Origin of the sequence: Brevundimonas sp. (genome assembly GCF_050729455.1) — a bacterium.
GTDB lineage: Bacteria > Pseudomonadota > Alphaproteobacteria > Caulobacterales > Caulobacteraceae > Brevundimonas.
Window position 1 is genome coordinate 25,728 of sequence record NZ_JBOHLI010000009.1, and the last position, 15,655, is coordinate 41,382.

Consider the following 15,655-nt stretch of genomic DNA (forward strand, 5'->3'; position numbering starts at 1 on the left):
GCCGTCAGCCGAACTCGGCGGGTTCGACGCCCTTGGCCTGGCCATCGGCGCCAACGACGATCTTCTCGACGCGCAGCTGGGCAGCCTTCAGTCGGGCCTCGCAGTGGGCCTTGAGGCGCGCGCCCTCTTCGTACAGGGCGATGGATTCTTCCAGCGGGGCCTGCCCCGACTCCAGTCGCGAGACGATGCCCTCCAGACGCGACAGGGCGTCCTCGAAGCTGAGATCGGCGGAAACGGCGGGGGCAGCGGAGGCGTCGGTCATGATGCGGGCAACCTAGAGACGCCCGCGCGGCGCATCAACGACGAAAGGCGTCAGCGCTTCTCGTAGCGACGTTGTGACCAGTATTTGAAGCCCTGGTTTTCGGCCAGACGCCAGCCGTGGAGCTTCAGCTTCTGGCCGACCATGTGGTTGAAATAGCCGTGCGCCAGAACCAGGACGTCGCGGCCTTCGCCGGCGCGGGCGATCAGGATGCGGGCGGCCTGATCGGCGCGGACCTCAGCCTCGCGGCGGGTTTCCTGGCCTTCGTGGTGATTGAAGGCGTGCCACCAGATGCGCGAGACTACGCCCCAGTAGCGCGGCGACAGCTTGAGCCAAGCGGGGAATCGCGGCGGCGGCAGGGGCGCCTCGATGAACAGGGCGTCGACCAGGACCTCGCGGTCGCGGGCCACGGCGCGGGCCGTTTCCTGAGCGCGCGGACGGGTCGAAGCGTAGATGGCGCCCGCGCCCTCGGCGGCGGCCAGCAGGGTCTGCGGCGGCGTCTGGCCGGCGCGCAGGCCGCCGACCTCGTAACGGCCCCACCAGTCGCGATACTGATCCGAGGTGATCATGCATTTGCGCGACAGCGCCGGCTCGCCGTGCCGCGCCAGGATGATGGCGCCGACAGCCGGCGTCGCCTTATGGACGTTCGTCGCCTCGGACGGCGTGGGTGCAGCGGATTCGGAATGAGTCATGAGCGCAGGAGAGGTCATAGCACGGGGAGCGGCCTGTCAAATCAAGGCGTTGGCGTCCCTCAATCCTCCCCGGAGCCGGTAAGACGAACGGCCGTGAAACACGCCGTCCAGAGCAGGTGGTAGCCCCCCTCACGCGGCGACACAACCACGAACGGATGACACCCTCGCGAGCGGCTCTCGACCACCGCACCGCGCGGCGCTAAGGCCGACCCATGAGCGACATCGTGATCCGCCCCGCCCGCCTCGAAGACGCCGCCGCCCTGAGCGTGCTGGGGCGCCAGACCTTCGTGGACACCTTTGTCGAGGGTTTCGACATTCCCTACCCCGCCGCCGACCTGACCGCCTTCCTCGACAAGAGCTTCAGCGTTGAAACCATCCAGACCAAGCTGGCAGAGCCCGGCGCCGCCTGGTGGGTGGCCGACCGCGACGGCGAGATTCTGGGCTTCGCCAACACCGGGCCCAACACCCTGCCCCATCCCGACGCGCAGCCCAGCCACGCCGAACTGCGCCGCCTCTACATCGGCCGCGACGCGCAAGGGTTGGGTCTGGGCACCCAACTGCTGAAGATCGCCCTGGAATGGATGGAGGCCCACACCGACGGCCCCCTGTGGGTCGGCGTCTGGAGCGGCAACGACAAGGCCCAGAAACTCTACGCCGCCTACGGCTTCGAGAAGGCCGGCGAGTACGACTACCCGGTCGGCGCCTGGAACGACCACGAGTTCATCTTGCGGCGCGGCTGATCCCGGCCCAGTCTGATCCCATGCTCCTGCCCTTCTTCACCGCCCTGCGCGAAGCCCGTGTTCCGGTTTCGCTGAAGGAATGGCTCCATCTGATGGAGGCCATGGACAAGGACGTGGCGGGCCGGGATGTCGAGGCCTTCTACCACCTGTCGCGGGCGGTGCTGGTCAAGGACGAGAAGCACTATGACCGCTTCGATCAGGTCTTCGCCAAGGTGTTCAAGGGGCTGGAGACGGTCGGCGCGGGCGAGGACCTGACCACCGATATTCCCGAGGAATGGCTGCGGCTGCTGACCGAGAAGTTCCTGACCGACGAGGAGAAGGCCCAGATCGAGGCCCTGGGGGGCTTCGACAAGCTGATGGAGACGCTGAAGCAGCGTCTGGAGGAGCAGAAGGAGCGCCACGCGGGCGGCAATCGCTGGATCGGCACCGGCGGGACCAGTCCCTTTGGCCACGGCGGCTACAACCCCGAGGGCGTGCGCATCGGCGGGCCGGGCAAGCATGGCCGCGCGGTCAAGGTCTGGGAAAAGCGCGAATACAAGAACTTGGACGACACGGTCGAGCTGGGCACCCGCAACATCAAGGTCGCCCTGCGCCGCCTGCGCCGCTTTGCGCGCGAGGGCGCGGCCGAGGAACTGGATCTGGACGGCACCATCGACGGCACGGCGCGTCAGGGCTGGCTGGACATCCAGATGCGGCCCGAGCGACGCAACACCATCAAGGTCCTGCTGTTCCTCGACATCGGCGGCTCGATGGATGGCCATATCAAGCTGTGCGAGGAGCTGTTCTCGGCGGCCAAGACCGAGTTCAAGAACCTGGAGTTCTTCTACTTCCACAACTGCCTCTACGAAGGGGTGTGGAAAGACAACCGGCGGCGGCACACCGAGAAGATTCCGACCTGGGACGTGCTGAACAAATACCCCGGCGACTGGCGGGCCATCTTCGTCGGCGACGCCACGATGAGCCCCTATGAGATCACGATGCCGGGCGGCTCGGTCGAGCACTGGAACGAGGAAGCCGGCGCCGTCTGGCTGAAGCGCGCCCGCCAGCAGTGGGACAAGTCGGTCTGGCTGAACCCCGTGACCGAACGCTACTGGAGCTACACCCAGTCGGTCGGCCTGATCCGCGAGGTCATGGACCAGCGCATGTTCCCCCTGACGCTGGACGGGCTGGACAAGGCCATGCGGGCGCTGACGCGCTGAGGGCTGCGCCCCATTGCGGACGCTTGCCTTTTGGTGGCACGGTCGAGCTATGAATAGCGGGACCCTATCTGCTGTCGCGTTGTTCGCGGCGACGCTGTCCGGATGCGCTTCCCTGCCCCGACCAATGCAGGCCGTCGAACGGATTTCTTTTCAACCTCAGCCAGCCCCTTTCTGTGGCCGCTGCGAAGTTACGAATTTAGAGGTCACGGCCGACGGCCTTGTCATCGAGGCCGGGCACTGGGGTGGCAACTATCGCAACTGGAAGCAGAGGCGCAGCGTCAGGCCAATCACGCTAGCGCAGTTCGCGGATTTCAAACGGCGACTGGAGCCCTACAGGCCCGCCGAGGATGTCTTGCGAGGCGATGCAGCCTGCGTGAACTACGTCACCGACCAAGACGGCGTCCTCGTCGAATGGACCAACGGTGAAGAACGTCGAACTCGCGTTTTTGACTTCGGATGTCTGGATGACCGAGCAATGAACGAGGCCGTTCGCACAGCGCCGAGGGCTTTGGGACTGTAAGCCCCCGCAGCGCCTTTATGAACTGGCGCCCAACTTCGCCCTGAGGCTGAGCGTCGTGGACGGCAAGCTGATGACCCAGGCGACCGGACAGCAGCCGCTGGAGCTGTCGGCCGAAGCCGCAGACGCCTTCTTCCTCAGCGTCATGGACGCCCACCTTCACCCGCGACGCGGCGGGCGCCATCGACGGTCTGGTCCTGCATCAAGGCGGGCGCGAGATGCCGGCGAAGAAGACGTAGGGGCTGCGTTCAGGCGGGCTCTCAAGCCTGAAAACCCGCCGTCCGCGCGCGGTCCCTAGACCCGCGCGCGCAGCCATTTGGCCACGGCCCAGGCGTGGGCTTCGTGGCGCAGGCGGGAGATGGCCTCCAGCGGGTCCAGCCAGACCAGTTCGTGATCGGCCTCGCATTGCGTCGAGGCGTCGAAGCCGGTGACGCGCACGGTCCAGAAACCACCGGCGTTGTTGACCGGCGAGCCGTCGGTGCGGCGGAAGTACTGGGCGGCCTCGGCCAGACGGTCTTCGGGCTCGACGATCAGGCCGGTTTCCTCGGCGAACTCCCGCACCAGGGCCTGCTGTTCGCTTTCCTCGCCGTCGACGGCGCCGCCGGGCAGATCGAAATAGCCGCCGCCGCGCTCCACGCGCACGCAGGCCAGCTTGCCGTCCTGTTCGACCAGACCGAAGGTCGCGGGACGGTGAACGTAGTCGAGGCCCGGGCGGGCCGTTCCAAACTGAAGCTTCATCGGAGCAGACTAACGCGCGCCGAAGCCGAAGCGAAAGGGCCTAAAAATCAAAGGTCCTAAAGATCAAAGACCAGGCGCGCGCGCACGCCGGGGTGGTCGGGATCGAACTCGACCGCCGAACGCAGGCCGCCGGCCATGGCCGAAATGATCTTGGCGCCCAGGCCGGTGCCCTTGGGGGTTCCATCGCCCAGGCCGGGGCCGTCGTCCTCGACGGTCAGCATGGCTCGCCCTTCGGCGGCGGTTTCCAGCACCACGCGGATTTCGCCACCCTCGCCCGGCTCATAGGCGTATTTGACGGCGTTGGTGACCAGTTCGGTGACGATGACGCCCAGCGACACCGCCTGATCCGTCGTCACCCGCATGGGCTCGGCGCGCAGGGTCAGGCGGGGCGAGGTCTCGTCCGGACCGACCGACTTGCCCAGTTCCTCGACCAGGCCGGTCAGGTATTCGTCCATCGCCACGGTGGCGAGGTCCGAGGAGGTGTAGAGGCGGCGGTGGACGTGGGCGACGGCCTCGATCCGCACCTGGGCCTCGCGCAGGGCCGAGCGCGCGCCCTCGTCGGCCAGCTGGCGCAGTTGCAGGGAGATGAAGCTGGACACCAGTTGCAGCGAGTTGCCGACGCGGTGATTGACCTCGCGCAGCATGGCCTCGGCGCGGTCTCGAGCCAGGCGGATCTGCTCCTGGACCTCCTCGTTCTCGCGCTCCAGACGGCGGCGCAGCAGGGCGTCCTCGATGGCCGAGCGCAGCAGGGCGGTGAAGTCCTCGGACACGTCCTTGATGACGTAGTCGGCGGCCCCGGCGCGCAGGGCGGCCACCGCGATCCGCCCGTCCTGGGCTCCGGTGACATAGACCACCGGCGGCGGGGTCGGCAGGGCCAGGATGTCGGGCAGGACGTCCAACCCCTCGCGGCCCGGCATGTAGTGATCCAGGGCGCAGACATCGAACGTCCCGGCGCGCAAGGCCTCCAGCCCCGCCTCGCCTTCGGGCGCGCAGGTCACGTCATAACCGTGACGGGCGAGCTCCTTCTGGACCAGCCGCGACAGGCCGCGGTCGTCGTCGATGTAGAGCAGGCGGATAGGCTCCCCCATGTCGTTCAGGTCGCTCAAATCTCGGGCGCCTGCATGACGGACAGGAAGAGGCCCAGTTGCTGGATCGCTCCAGCGAAGGCTTCATAGTCCACCGGCTTGGTGATGTAGACGTTGCAGCCCAGGTCGTAGCAGCGCTGGATCTCGACCTTGTCGTCGGTCGTGGTCAGGATGACGACGGGGGCGCGGCGCAGGCGCTCGTCCGACTTGACCTTCTCCAGGATGTCGGTGCCCGACATATCCGGCAGGTTAAGATCCAGCAGGATCAGCAGCGGCCCGTGGGCGCGCACCTCGTCGCTGAACAGATAGTCCAGAGCCGCCCCGCCCTCGGCGAAGTGGACGATGTCGTTGGCGATATTGGCGCGACGGATGTTCTTTTCGATGAGCTTGGCGTGCCCGTGGTCGTCCTCGACCATGACGATCTTCACGGAGTGGCTCATAGGCGGTCTCCTGCGTCCCCCGGCACGATCAATCGTGTGGGGAATTTCAGATGGAATGTCGAGCCTTGCCCCAGCTCGGACTCCAGGGTGATGGTTCCGCCCAGGCGGCGCACGCTGTTGCGCACGAAGGCCAGGCCGAGGCCCTCGCCGGGCAGGTCCTGCTTCCCGGCGCGGCGGAACAGTTCGAAGATGCGCTCGTGGTCGCGATCGGACACGCCACGACCGTTGTCGACGATGCGGTAATGGACGCGGCCGTCGTCGTCCGCCTCGCCCTCGACCACGATGCGGATCGGTCGGCCCGGCTGCTGATACTTGACGGCGTTGTCGAGCAGGTTGCCGAAGATCTGCTCGATCGACAGCCGGTCGCTTTCCAGCACCGGCAGGGCGCGCACGACGATCTCGCCGCCGGTCTCGATGGCCTGATGGTGGACGCTGTCGGCGATGGACTGGACCACGGCGGTCATGTCCAGGGTCTCGGGGACCAGCCGACGACGGCCGTCGCGCGACAGTTTCAGGATGGCGTTGATCAGACGATCCATCTTGGCGGTCGAGGCGCGGATGAAGCCGACGGCCTCGGGCACATCCTCGCGCACGGCGCGGATCGCTTCGGGCTCGATGGCGTCAGGGTGGGTCTGGGCCAGGGTGGTCAGCTGATGATCGAAGATCTTGCCGACCTGCTCCAGCTCGGAGGTGTAGCCCATGACGTTGACCAGGGGCGCGCGCAGGTCGTGGCTGACGATATAGGCGAAGCGCTGAATCTCCTCGTTGGCGCGGGTCAGTTCGGCGGTGCGGTCGCGGACCTGGTTCTCCAGCCCGGCGTTGACCCGGTCCAGCTCAAGATGCGCGTCCTCGATCTCCTCGACATAGCGCCGCACCAGCCAGGTGCTGATCCCGGCCAGGATCAGGATCAGCACCGCCGCCAGGGCGTTGACCGAGACCGTCACCGCCGAGGCGCGTTCGGACTGACGGGTGCGGTCGGCCAGACGTCGGGCCTCGACCGCGTCGATGGCGGTCAGTTCGATCCGCATCTGATCCATCAAGGTCTTGCCCTGACCGCTGCGGATCACCGACACCGCCTCGCCGATCCGGCCCGTTCGGGTCATCTCGATCGTGCTTTCCAGCAGGTTCAGGCGTTCCTGATAGAGCGAGCGGACGCGAGCCAGGCGCGGCGTCAGTTCGTCATCGGTTCCGATCAGGCTGTCGAGACGAGTGAACACTGCAGGAAGCGCGGCGATCGCCCGGTCATGCACCGCCAGATACTCCGGCCGCGCCGTCAGCATGAAACCGCGCTGCCCCGTCTCGGCGTCGGCCAGCAGGGTCAGGACGTCCTTGGCCGCCAGCCGCACCTGCTGACTGTGATCGACCGTGTCGTTGTAGGCCGAGGTCCGCCGGATCATGACGAAGGTGGCGGCGTTCACCGCCAGCAGGAGCAGGATGGCCAGGGCCAGCAAGGCGATGATGGAGCGGCTGAGCGTCGGCGTGCGCAGGAAGGCGCCAAAGGTCCGCAGGGCCGGCCGAATGCGTTTCATGATTCGAGCATCCGCGACCCAACCCCTTGAGTCCAGTCGTTAACCTCGTTGCCGGTCAGACGGTGCCGATGGTTCGCAGACGGGCCTTGGGGTGGACCTCGTTCTGGCTCATCACCACGGTCTGGCCGCGGAAACGCTCGATGATCGAACGGACATAGGGGCGGACCTGCGGCCCGGTCAGCAAGACGGCGTTCTCGCCTGCCATGGCCGCGCGCTCGAAGGTGTCGCGGACGGCGCGGATGAAGTCCTGCAGGCGGCTGGGGGCCATGGCCAGTTGCTTGTCCTCTCCGGGACCGATCAGGGCCTCGGCAAAGGCCTGCTCCCACTCCTGGGACAGGGTGACGATGGGCAGGGCGCCGTCGTCGCCCCGGTTGGCCCAGCACAGCTGACGCGCCAGACGGGTGCGGACGTGCTCGACCAGGGTGGTGACGCTGGTGGTGTGGGGCGCCGCCTCGGCCAGACCTTCGAGGATGGCCGGCAGGTCGCGGATCGAGACCTTTTCGCGCAACAGGGTCTGCAGCACGCGCTGCAGGGTGGTGACGGTGACGACCGTGGGGATCAGTTCGTCGACCAGCTTCTTCTCCTCGCCCTGCAGTTCCTTCAGCAGCTTCTGCACCTCGGCATAGGACAGCAGCTCGGCCATGTTCTCCTTGAGGATCTCGGTCAGGTGCGTGGTCAGCACCGTCGAGGGGTCCACCAGGGTGTAGCCGCGGAAGGTGGCCTCTTCGCGCAGGCTCTCGTCGATCCAGGTGGCGGGCAGGCCGAAGGCGGGCTCGCGCGTGTGTTCGCCCGGCAGTTCGACCTGGCGGCCCGCCGGGTCCATGGCCATCAGTTGGGCCAGACGCACCTCGCCCGCCCCGGCCTCCATCTCCTTGATGCGGATGGCGTAGCCCTGGTTGGGCAGGCGCATATTGTCGAGGATGCGGACGCTGGGCATGACGAAGCCGTATTCCTGGGCCAGCGAGCGGCGCAGGGCGCGGATCTGATCGGTCAGGCGGCGGCCCTCCAGATCATTGATCAGCGACAGCAGGGCGTAGCCCAGCTCGATCTTGACCTCGTCGATGGTCAGGGCCGTGGCGATCGGCTCCTCGACGTCCTCCTTGGGCTTGCCCAGGTCCACGGTCTCGACCTGGGCGGGCTTGAGACGATCACGCCCCAGTTTCCACGCCATGAAGCCCGAGCCGATGGCCAGGGCCGCGAACGGGATCAGCGGCATCCCCGGGATCAGGCCGATCAGGCCCGCCGCGCCGGACACCACGCCCAGGCTGACGGGGTTGCTCGCCAACTGGCTGACCAGGGCCTTGTCGGCGGAGCCCTCGACGCCGGCCTTCGACACCAGGAAGCCGGCGGCGACCGAGACGATGATGGCCGGGATCTGGGTCACCAGACCGTCGCCGACGGTCAGCTGGACATAGGTGTTGGCGGCCTCGCCTACCGGCATGCCGTGCTGCAGCACCCCGATCAGCAGGCCGCCGATGGCGTTGATGAAGGTGATGATCAGACCGGCCACGGCGTCGCCGCGCACGAATTTGGAGGCGCCGTCCATGGCCCCGAAGAAGGTGGATTCCTGCTCCAGTTCCTTGCGGCGCAGCTTGGCCTGGTCCTCGGTGATCAGGCCCGACGACAGGTCGGCGTCGATGGCCATCTGCTTGCCCGGCATGGAGTCCAGGGTGAAGCGGGCCGAGACCTCGGCGATGCGGGTCGAGCCCTTGGTGATGACGACGAAGTTCACCACCAGGATGATGGCGAAGATGATCACCCCGATGATGAAGTTGCCGCCCATCATCAGTTCGCCGAAGGCGTTGATGACCTGACCGGCGCTGTCGTGGCCTTCCTGGCCGTGGGTCAGGATCAGGCGCGTCGAGGCCAGGTTGAGGCCCAGACGGAACAGGGTCGAGACCAGCAGGACCGTCGGGAAGATGGCGAAGTCCAGCGGCCGCTTCATCATCACGGCCGTCATCAGGATCAGCACGCTGGACACCAGCGAGATCGCCAGCAGCAGATCCAGAAGCATCTTCGGGATCGGCAGGATCAGCAGCATGATGACCGCGATCACGCCGACCGCCAGCCCCACGTCGCCGCGCAGCAGCCAGCCGAGCGCGTCGCGCCCGGTGGGGCGCGCATAGCCGTCCTTCATCAGGATCGGCGCATCAACCATGGCGGCGGACGAAGTTCATCCGGCCAGATGACAGGATTCGCGGATTCTCAGCCATGCCCCAGCGCCTTGAGCGCCAGACGGGTCGCCTCGGCGATGACCGCTTCGCGCTGGGCGTCGGTCTGGTCAGCGGTTCCTGCGTAATAGACGGCGATGCGGATTGGTTCGCCGGATGGGGGATAGATAACGCCAATGTCGTTGGCCAAGCCGTCACCGCTGGTGCCGGTCTTGTGCGCCACGCGCCAGCCGGCGGGGACGCCCGCCTTGATCCGCCCCAAGCCGGTCGGGCTATCGAACAGCCATTGCTCCAGCATGGTGCGATGATCGTCGTTCAGCAGGCCAGGACGTTTGGTCAGAACGGTCCAGAGGTTGGCGACTGTCTGCGCCGGCGTTGTGGTGTCGCGCTCGTCGCCGGTCTGATTCAGTTGAGGTTCCAGCCGGTCCACCCGCGTAACCGCATCACCAATGGACGGATACCAGGCTTTCCATGCCTCCAGCCCGCCCATTTCGCGAATCAGAATGTTGGCGGCGGGGTTGTCACTGACCTCGACCGTCGCCTTGCATAGATCCCGGATCGTCAACGTTCTCCCGACAGCGGGTTCCGTGACCGGGGCGTGGGAGATCATGTCGGCGAAGGTGATCGGGATGGCGCGATCCAGACGCTCCTCGCCATTCTGCGCCCGCTCCAGGGTGGCGGCCGCGAGGAAGAGTTTGAAGGTCGAGCAGTAGGTGAACCGCTCGTCGGCACGCCATGAAACCATGTCGTCGCCCATCGCGTGAAGACCAATGCGACCGCCATGCTGGACTTCGAGTTGCCGTAGGTCGACTTCCCATGCGCCGGGATCGGACCTGATCTCCAAAGCTTCCCCGCAGGCCGCCAACGTCAGCGCGCCCGCGCCCAGCAGAACCGTCCGGCGGTCGGCGCGCATAATCAGCCCGCCGCGCCGTAGGCGGCGGCGACGCCCGACTGCGGGGCCGGGATGGCCGTGCCTTCGTCGGCGTATTCGTTCAGCTTGTTGCGCAGGGTGCGGATCGAGATGCCCAGGATGGTCGCCGCGTGGGTGCGGTTGCCCAGGCAGTGGTTCAGGGTGTCGAGGATCAAGGTTTTTTCCATCTCGGCCACGGTCTGACCGACGAAGCTGCGGGTCATGGCGTCGGCCATCTGGGCCGCATGACCGGCGACGCCGGCGTCGTAGGTCGAGGCGATCGGCGACGGCGCGGTTGCAGCACCTTCCAGCAGCGGCCGTCCGTCCGGCAAGCGGATGGCGTCGACGTCGATCTCGGCCCCCGTCGCCAGCAGGACGGCGCGGTGCATGGCGTTTTCCAGCTCGCGCACGTTGCCCGGCCAGCGGTGGCCGACCAGGGCGCGGCGGGCGTCAGACGAAATGGGGCGCGGCGGCACGCCGTTGGCGGCGGCGTATTTGCGGATGAAGTGGTCGCACAGGACGGCGATGTCGCCCGGACGTTCGCGCAAGCTGGGCAGGCGCAGGTTCACCACGTTCAGGCGGTAGAGCAGGTCCTCGCGGAAGCTGCCCTCGGCCACGGCCTTGGCCAGATCGCGGTTCGAGGTGGCGATGATGCGGATGTTGACCGGCACCGGCTTGGAGCCGCCGACACGGTCGATGACGCGTTCCTGAATGGCGCGCAGCAGCTTGGCCTGCAGGCGGGCGTCCATCTCGCTGATTTCGTCCAGCAGCAAGGTGCCGCCGTCGGCTTCTTCGAACTTGCCGATGCGGCGGGCCACGGCACCGGTGAAGGCCCCCTTCTCGTGGCCGAACAGCTCGGATTCCAACAGGTTGTCGGGAATGGCGGCGCAGTTGACGCTGATGAAGGGCTTGTCGGCGCGCTTGGACCCGGTGTGCAGGTGACGGGCCATCACCTCCTTACCCACGCCGCTTTCGCCGGTGATCAGGATCGAGGCTTCCGAGCGCGCCACCTGGTCGGCTAGGCTGATGACCGCCTTCATGGCCGGGTCGGCCGAGATCATCGGGCGCTCGTCGTCGGCCACGGCCGACAGGACAGCGGCGATCAGGTCCGCCTCGGGCGGCAGGGGAATGAACTCCTTGGCCCCGGCGCGGATGGCGTCGGCGGCCTCGCGGGCGTCGGCGTCGACGCCGCAGGCCACGACCGGGACGTGGATGCGCTCGGCGTCGTTGGCGGCGATCAGGGCAGCGATGTCGATGCGGTAGTCGACCATCATCAGGTCGGCCCCCTGCCCGCGCCGCAGTTGCTCGGTCGCCTGATCGGCGCGTTCGACGTGCTGGACCTTGGCGCCGTGCGCCATCGCCATCTTCACCGCCGTCGCCAGCTGTCCGCTGAGCCTGCCAACCACCAGAAGCCGCATGGGTCTTCTCCTCTAGATCTCTACTGCGAAAACGCGGTCGCCGATCAGGCGCCCGAGTCCTCGGTCTTGATGATTTCCGTCATGGTCACGCCCAGGCGGTCTTCGACGACGACGACCTCCCCGCGCGCCACCAGGCGGTTGTTGACGAAGATGTCGATAGCCTCGCCGACCTTGCGGTCCAGCTCCAGCACCGAGCCGCGGTTCAGCTTCAGCAGCTGAGCCACCGACATATGGGCCTTGCCCAGCACAGCCGAGATATTGACCGGCACGTCGAAGACCGTGGCCAGATCGGCGGCGGACTTGTCGCCGCCCTCGTCGGCGACAGTCAGGGCGGTGGAGTCGCCGAACTCTTCCAGCGAGAGATCGTCGGTAGCCATCAGAAGGCGCTCCTGTCGAGGGATTCAGCATGGCCGGCTTCGGCCGCGAGCGCGGCCTCCAGCGCGGCGGAAACGCGGGCGGCGACGCCCTGGGGATCGAACTCGGCGCGGCCGTCGGCCCATTCCAGGGCGAAGGCGGCGGCGGGGGCGCCGACATCCTCGCGGAAGGCGATCAGGCCGGTGAAGCCGGCGTCGGCGCACAGGGCCTCCACGTGGGCGCGGGCCGTCTCGTCCAGACCGGCGGCGCGGACCAGCAGGCGCGGCGAGGCGTCGATTTCCTGGCCCAGTTGCTCGATGGCGGCCTCCAGCGGGCGACGCGGGAAGCGGTCGAAGGCGGCAGAGGCCAGGACGCGGGCGGCGGCGACCGACAGCTCGGCCGACTGGCGACGATGCGCCTCAGCCACCGCGCTCAGGGTCGTGGCCGAATGGGCGACCGCCTGGGCCAAGGCCGACAGGGCGTCGGCGCGCAGGGCCTCGACCTCGGCCAGGGCCTGCTGGCGCGCTTCCAGCCTCGCCTGGGCGATCAGGGCGTCGACCTCGGCGGGGGCGAAGGACCGCTTCACCGGCTGCCAGGCCGAGGGACGCACGACATCGCCCGACGCGTCGAACTCGGTGTCGAAGATGAAGGGACGGGCGGTGGAGGGCATGGCGGTCATGTCAGTAAATCAACTCGTCGTCGGAACCCTGGCCGGCCAGCATGATGTCGCCGCGCGCGGCCAGATCCTTGGCCACCTGGACCATGGTCATCTGGGCGGCGTCGACGTCCTTGAGACGGACCGGGCCCATCGACTCCATGTCCTCGCGCATGATCTTCGAGGCGCGCTCGGACATATTGGAGAAGAACATTTCGCGCAGCGCGTCCGAGGCGCCCTTCAGCGCCAGACCCAGCTGATCCTTCTCGACCGCACGCAACAGGGTCTGGACGCCGCCCGGATCCAGCTTCGACAAATCCTCGAACACGAACATCAGCGAGCGGATGCGCTCGGCGGAGTCGCGGCTGCGCTCTTCCAGGGCGCCGATGAAGCGGGCCTCGGTCTGGCGGTCGAAGCTGTTGAAGATGTCGGCCATCAGCTCATGGCTGTCGCGCTTGGACGTGCGCGCCAGGTTGGACATGAACTCGGTGCGCAGGGTCTGCTCGATCTTGTCGAGGATGTCGCGCTGCACCGGCTCCATCCGCAGCATCCGCTGGACGCATTCCAGGGCGAAGTCTTCCGGCAGGGCCGTCAGCACGCGCGAGGCGTGGTCGGGCTTGACCTTGGACAGGACCACCGCGACCGTCTGCGGGTATTCGTTCTTCAGATAGTTGGCGAGGACGGCCTCGTTCACATTGCCGAGCTTGTCCCACATGGTCCGCCCGGCCGGGCCTCGGATTTCCTCCATCAGGGCGTCGACGCGATCGCCGGACATGAAGGAGGCCAGCAGGCGCTGGGTCTGTTCGTAGCTGCCCATCAGCGAGCCGGAGCCGCCGATGCCGGAGACGAATTCGACCAGGACTTCTTCCACCACGCCAGCGGTCACGGCGCCCAGAGCAGCCATGGCCTGAGAGACTTCCTTGATCTCCTCCTCGTCCAGCTGCTGCCACAGGATGGTGTGCTCCTCGCCCAACGACAGCAGGACGACGGCGGCTTTCTCGGGGCCCGTTAGCTTGCGGGCGTCATCGACTACGGCTTTCTTGCTCACGAGGCGGGTCATTAGCTCTCATGCACCCACGACCGGAGGATCGCGGTCGATTCCTCCGGGTGGGAGTCCACGAAGTCGGCCACCTTCTTGATCGAGGAGGCCTTCACCTGCCCCTCGATGCGAGCGATGTCGAGCCGCTGGTCCATGTCGCTGGGACCGGCCAGCATCTGGGGCGCGCCCTGCAGAACGCCGCCGACGATATGGGTGTCCAGCGCCGTCACCGGCATCCCGTTCGCGCCAACCAGGGCGGGCGCGCCGCCGCCGCCCGAGGCGGTCTTCAACAGCGGCCGTACGACGAAGAAGATCAGCAGCAGGCCCGTGACCAGCAGGACCAGCAGTTCGACGCCGCGCATGATGTCATTCTTGTCGAAGTTGAACATCGACGAGCCCTCGTCCGCGCCCGGCGCCGCGGAGGGCTCGCGGTTGAAGCGGACGTTGACGACCTCGATCTTGTCGCCGCGCGTCTCGTCGATGCCGACGGCGGCCGCGACCAGGGTCTTGATCTGCTGCACTTCCTCGGCCGTGCGCGGGGCGTAGGTCGGTTCGCCCTTGCCGCCGGCGGCCGGGGTGTATTTGCCGTCCACCGCGACCGAGACCGACAGCTTCTTGACCTCGCCCGGCTCCTTGACCGTCGTGGTGGTGGTGTTGGAGATCTCGTAGTTGGTGGTCTCGGTGTTTTCCGAGTTGGTCGAGCCGATCGGCGTGGTGTTCGGGGCCTGACCGCCGGGGATGTTGTTGGTGGCCGTCGCGCCGCCGTCGGCCTGACCGGTCGTGTCCTGCGACTGCGAGCCGTTGGTCGAGGTCGAGCGGACGACCTGGCCGTCGGGATCGAACTTCTGTTCCTGGGTGGTCGAGCGGCTGTGGTCGATGTCGGCGGTGACAGAGACGCGGGCCGCCCCGGCGCCGACGACGCCCTCGACGATGTCCTGGATCCGGGTCTGCAGTTGGGCCTCGGTCGTGGCCTTGGCGGCCTCGGCGTTGGCCGAGGTGAAGCCGGTGTCTTCCGAGCCCGCGGCCAGGGTGCGGTTGGACTGATCCGTCACCGTGACCTTGTCCGGCTTCAGGTTCGGCACCGAGGAGGCGACGACGTTGCGGATGGCGCGCACCTGATCGGCGCTGAGGTCGCGACCGCCCAGGCCCACAACCACGGCCGCAGTCGGATCGACGGCGGCGGCCTGGAACATTTCCCGGCGCGGCATGGTGATATGGACGCGGGCCGAGGTGATGCCGCGCATCGACATGATGGTGCGCGACAGTTCACCTTGCAGGGCGCGCTGCTCGTTCAGGTTCTGCTGAAACTCGGTCTGGCCCAGCACCGACTGGTTGTCGAAGATCTCGTAGCCGACGCTGCCCGAGGTCACGAGCCCCTTGCCCGCCAGCATCAGACGCGCCGTGCCGACTTCGTCGCGGCTGACGAAGATGGTCGAGCCGTCGCCCTTGGACGAATACTTGATGCCCGCCTGATCCAGGGCGGCGCTGATCTCGGAAGCTTCGCGCAGGTCGAGGTTGGAATAGAGCAGAGCGTCGGGCGCCTGGCCCACCCGCAGCATGACGGCGACCAGCACCGCGGCCACGCCGGCGGCGACGCCGAGCACCGCGGCCAAGCGGCCGATACCGAACTTCTGCAACGCCGCCGTGAAGCCGCCCACGCGTCCCCGCCTCATACTGGCGGGAGGACCACACCGCCCCGCTAGGCAGAAAGTGCCGCGTGGATGGTAAACGGGGCGTTAAGATGCGTTAAAGATTGAGGGAATCTCCCCTCCCTTCTCCCCTTGCGGGAGAAGGTGGCTCGCGCAGCGAGACGGATGAGGGGTGTCGACGCGACCGGCTACCGTCAGGCGAACAACAGACACGAAAAAGGTGCGGCCCTGCCGGCAGCGGCAGCGCTCACACCCCTCAT

Annotated in this window: 15 protein-coding genes; 2 read left to right on the forward strand and 13 right to left on the reverse strand. The window is 67.3% G+C overall.

Going from position 1 to position 15,655, the window contains the following annotated elements:
- Positions 1–4: 4 nt before the first annotated feature.
- Positions 5–262 carry an exodeoxyribonuclease VII small subunit gene (locus ACREEF_RS03950; RefSeq protein ID WP_431564305.1) on the reverse strand — a complete coding sequence of 86 codons (258 nt, stop codon included), beginning with the start codon at positions 260–262 and terminating at the stop codon, positions 5–7.
- A 50-nt stretch (positions 263–312) separates the two neighbouring features.
- Positions 313–951, reverse strand: a complete 639-nt coding sequence (locus ACREEF_RS03955; RefSeq protein WP_431564306.1) for a histidine phosphatase family protein — start codon at positions 949–951, stop codon at positions 313–315.
- 212 nt (positions 952–1,163) lie between these two features.
- Here ACREEF_RS03955 and ACREEF_RS03960 point away from each other — a divergent pair, with 212 nt between their 5' ends.
- Both ACREEF_RS03960 and ACREEF_RS03965 read left to right on the forward strand, forming a co-directional pair.
- Positions 1,164–1,691, forward strand: coding sequence for an N-acetyltransferase family protein (locus ACREEF_RS03960; protein ID WP_431564307.1), 528 nt, complete (start codon positions 1,164–1,166; stop codon positions 1,689–1,691).
- Positions 1,692–1,711: 20 nt separating this feature from the next.
- Positions 1,712–2,890 (forward strand): vWA domain-containing protein, encoded by a 1,179-nt coding sequence (locus ACREEF_RS03965; protein ID WP_431564308.1) that lies wholly within the window; start codon positions 1,712–1,714, stop codon positions 2,888–2,890.
- An 811-nt stretch (positions 2,891–3,701) separates the two neighbouring features.
- On the opposite strand, the gene ACREEF_RS03970 is transcribed toward ACREEF_RS03965, so the two are convergent.
- The 11 genes from ACREEF_RS03970 to fliF all read right to left on the reverse strand — a co-directional run bounded on the left by ACREEF_RS03970 (position 3,702) and on the right by fliF (position 15,404).
- Positions 3,702–4,145 (reverse strand): NUDIX domain-containing protein, encoded by a 444-nt coding sequence (locus ACREEF_RS03970; protein ID WP_431564309.1) that lies wholly within the window; start codon positions 4,143–4,145, stop codon positions 3,702–3,704.
- Positions 4,146–4,201: 56 nt separating this feature from the next.
- On the reverse strand, positions 4,202–5,251 hold the full coding sequence (locus tag ACREEF_RS03975) for a sensor histidine kinase (RefSeq protein WP_431564310.1): 1,050 nt from the start codon (positions 5,249–5,251) through the stop codon (positions 4,202–4,204).
- Complete coding sequence (locus ACREEF_RS03980) at positions 5,248–5,670, reverse strand: response regulator (RefSeq protein ID WP_431564311.1); 423 nt, start codon at positions 5,668–5,670, stop codon at positions 5,248–5,250. Before ACREEF_RS03980 ends, ACREEF_RS03975 begins: the two co-directional genes overlap by 4 nt.
- Positions 5,667–7,199, reverse strand: coding sequence for a sensor histidine kinase (locus ACREEF_RS03985; protein WP_431564312.1), 1,533 nt, complete (start codon positions 7,197–7,199; stop codon positions 5,667–5,669). The genes ACREEF_RS03980 and ACREEF_RS03985 overlap by 4 nt, the downstream gene beginning before the upstream one ends.
- 55 nt (positions 7,200–7,254) lie before the next feature.
- Positions 7,255–9,336, reverse strand: coding sequence for a flagellar biosynthesis protein FlhA (gene flhA / locus ACREEF_RS03990; RefSeq protein ID WP_431564342.1), 2,082 nt, complete (start codon positions 9,334–9,336; stop codon positions 7,255–7,257).
- Positions 9,337–9,404: 68 nt separating this feature from the next.
- Positions 9,405–10,283, reverse strand: a complete 879-nt coding sequence (bla, locus tag ACREEF_RS03995; protein ID WP_431564313.1) for a class A beta-lactamase — start codon at positions 10,281–10,283, stop codon at positions 9,405–9,407.
- Between the two features lie 2 nt (positions 10,284–10,285).
- A complete protein-coding gene (gene flbD, locus ACREEF_RS04000; RefSeq protein ID WP_431564314.1) occupies positions 10,286–11,698 on the reverse strand; it encodes a sigma-54-dependent transcriptional regulator FlbD in 1,413 nt (470 codons plus the stop codon).
- Positions 11,699–11,742: 44 nt separating this feature from the next.
- Entirely contained in the window at positions 11,743–12,075 is a 333-nt protein-coding gene (gene fliN, locus ACREEF_RS04005; RefSeq protein WP_431564315.1) for a flagellar motor switch protein FliN, read from the reverse strand.
- On the reverse strand, positions 12,075–12,731 hold the full coding sequence (locus ACREEF_RS04010; RefSeq protein ID WP_431564316.1) for a flagellar assembly protein FlbE: 657 nt from the start codon (positions 12,729–12,731) through the stop codon (positions 12,075–12,077). The genes fliN and ACREEF_RS04010 overlap by 1 nt, the downstream gene beginning before the upstream one ends.
- Before the next feature lies 1 nt (position 12,732).
- Complete coding sequence (gene fliG, locus ACREEF_RS04015; protein WP_431564317.1) at positions 12,733–13,767, reverse strand: flagellar motor switch protein FliG; 1,035 nt, start codon at positions 13,765–13,767, stop codon at positions 12,733–12,735.
- Positions 13,767–15,404, reverse strand: coding sequence for a flagellar basal-body MS-ring/collar protein FliF (fliF, locus tag ACREEF_RS04020; protein WP_431564318.1), 1,638 nt, complete (start codon positions 15,402–15,404; stop codon positions 13,767–13,769). Before fliF ends, fliG begins: the two co-directional genes overlap by 1 nt.
- Positions 15,405–15,655: the final 251 nt, after the last annotated feature.

What these genes read in the sequence shown, in the direction of transcription:
- ACREEF_RS03950 (WP_431564305.1), bottom strand. Translation starts at nt 262, where the DNA reads ATGACCGACGCCTCCGCTGCCCCCGCCGTTTCCGCCGATCTCAGCTTC.
- ACREEF_RS03955 (WP_431564306.1), bottom strand. Translation starts at nt 951, where the DNA reads ATGACTCATTCCGAATCCGCTGCACCCACGCCGTCCGAGGCGACGAAC.
- ACREEF_RS03960 (WP_431564307.1), top strand. Translation starts at nt 1,164, where the DNA reads ATGAGCGACATCGTGATCCGCCCCGCCCGCCTCGAAGACGCCGCCGCC.
- ACREEF_RS03965 (WP_431564308.1), top strand. Translation starts at nt 1,712, where the DNA reads ATGCTCCTGCCCTTCTTCACCGCCCTGCGCGAAGCCCGTGTTCCGGTT.
- ACREEF_RS03970 (WP_431564309.1), bottom strand. Translation starts at nt 4,145, where the DNA reads ATGAAGCTTCAGTTTGGAACGGCCCGCCCGGGCCTCGACTACGTTCAC.
- ACREEF_RS03980 (WP_431564311.1), bottom strand. Translation starts at nt 5,670, where the DNA reads ATGAGCCACTCCGTGAAGATCGTCATGGTCGAGGACGACCACGGGCAC.
- ACREEF_RS03985 (WP_431564312.1), bottom strand. Translation starts at nt 7,199, where the DNA reads ATGAAACGCATTCGGCCGGCCCTGCGGACCTTTGGCGCCTTCCTGCGC.
- flhA (WP_431564342.1), bottom strand. Translation starts at nt 9,336, where the DNA reads ATGAAGGACGGCTATGCGCGCCCCACCGGGCGCGACGCGCTCGGCTGG.
- bla (WP_431564313.1), bottom strand. Translation starts at nt 10,283, where the DNA reads ATGCGCGCCGACCGCCGGACGGTTCTGCTGGGCGCGGGCGCGCTGACG.
- flbD (WP_431564314.1), bottom strand. Translation starts at nt 11,698, where the DNA reads ATGCGGCTTCTGGTGGTTGGCAGGCTCAGCGGACAGCTGGCGACGGCG.
- fliN (WP_431564315.1), bottom strand. Translation starts at nt 12,075, where the DNA reads ATGGCTACCGACGATCTCTCGCTGGAAGAGTTCGGCGACTCCACCGCC.
- ACREEF_RS04010 (WP_431564316.1), bottom strand. Translation starts at nt 12,731, where the DNA reads ATGACCGCCATGCCCTCCACCGCCCGTCCCTTCATCTTCGACACCGAG.
- fliG (WP_431564317.1), bottom strand. Translation starts at nt 13,767, where the DNA reads ATGACCCGCCTCGTGAGCAAGAAAGCCGTAGTCGATGACGCCCGCAAG.